This window comes from Bartonella sp. AC130YNZD (assembly GCF_042196865.1).
Lineage (GTDB): Bacteria > Pseudomonadota > Alphaproteobacteria > Rhizobiales > Rhizobiaceae > Bartonella.
Genome location: NZ_JBHIQZ010000099.1, coordinates 1 through 1,410 on the forward strand (window position 1 = coordinate 1; position 1,410 = coordinate 1,410).

At 42.8% G+C, this 1,410-nt stretch carries 1 protein-coding gene; it reads left to right on the forward strand.

The window, feature by feature from the left end; genetic code table 11:
- Positions 1-43: 43 nt before the first annotated feature.
- Positions 44-1,410: ShlB/FhaC/HecB family hemolysin secretion/activation protein (locus ACFINU_RS09820; protein WP_375667664.1), on the forward strand; the 1,367-nt coding region annotated here is incomplete at its 3' end.

Sequence of the window (1,410 nt, forward strand, 5' to 3'; positions counted from 1 at the left end):
GATGATATGGTTCATTTTGTTGCTCATTTTGAGGGCACAATGAATGCATAGATTTTTTTTCACTTTTGTTTTTGCGGCTATTTTGTGCCTTTTCTCGTTGGCGAGTTTTGCCCAAAACATTCGTGAGAAAGCGATTAATCAATCAGAGAGCATCCAACGACAACAAACGCAACAACAGCGTTTTCAGCAATTGCAGCGTAAAAACAAAACCCATGAGGTATTTTTGCCAGACGATGATACCATATCTCCCTATGGTGCTTCGCCTAGTACAACCTGTTTGCTGATCAAAAGCATTGAATTTGTTGATGTTCAGTTGATTTCTCATACCGACCTTCATGAAGCCATTTCTCTTTGGGAAGGACGGTGTTTGGGGATTGCCGAAATCAATAAAGTGCTCAAAGCGGTGACCAAGCTTTATATGAAGCGCGGCTATATTGCGGTGCGGGCTTATTTGCCTGAGCAGGATTTAAGCGGCGGTCATCTCAAGATTGTTGTTGTTGAAGGTGTGATGGAAGATATTACCCTTGATGGGCATAAAGTTGGAAGGAAATCTCAAGGAGAAATCACCACGGCTTTTCCAAACCTTATTGGAAAGCCGACCAATCTGCGCCAGATAGAGCAAGGGCTTGATCAAATCAATCGGCTTTTTTCACGCCAAGCCACCATTAATCTTGGTGCTGGTGGCAATTCGGGTGGTTCGATACTCGATGTTCATATTGAAAAACAGAAACCTTGGCTTATCACGCTTTCCAGCGATAATCTTGGCGCTAAAGCAACAGGGCTTTATCAAACGCGCTTGAGCCTTTCTTTTGATGATCTGTTAGGGATCAATGATCAATGGTCGTTTAGCTATCAGCGCTCTATGGATGGTAGTCCGTATCATTTTTCTCACAAGCGCCCCAATAGTGATACTCTAACGGGATCATTTTCTCTTCCCTATGGCACTTGGACAACTGGTTTTGATGGGACGTGGAGCCAATATCATTCGAGTGTTAAGGGAATATTTTCCGATATTATGACTGCGGGCAAGTCTTTATCGCTTACACCGTGGATTTCACGGGTTATCGATCGTGATCAAAAGGGAAAGACTTGGGTTACGGGACGGTTGACATGGAAATATTCTGATAATTTTATTATGGGCAGTCGGGTTGATGTTTCCAGCCGTAAACTAGCTATTGCAACCTTTGAGCTTGATCACTCGCGCAAGTGGCTTGGAGGAGAATTAAGCGCGCATATAGGGTTTCATAAAGGGTTGGCAATTCTTGGCGCTTATGACGATAAAGAGCAAGAGAATGTAACAAAAAATTCACCCAAAGGGCAATTTTCCAAATTATCTTTTTCTTTAGGGTATGGGCGTCCTTTTTCGCTTAAACAGTATAATTTTCGCTATAACACGTTGCTTTCAGGGCA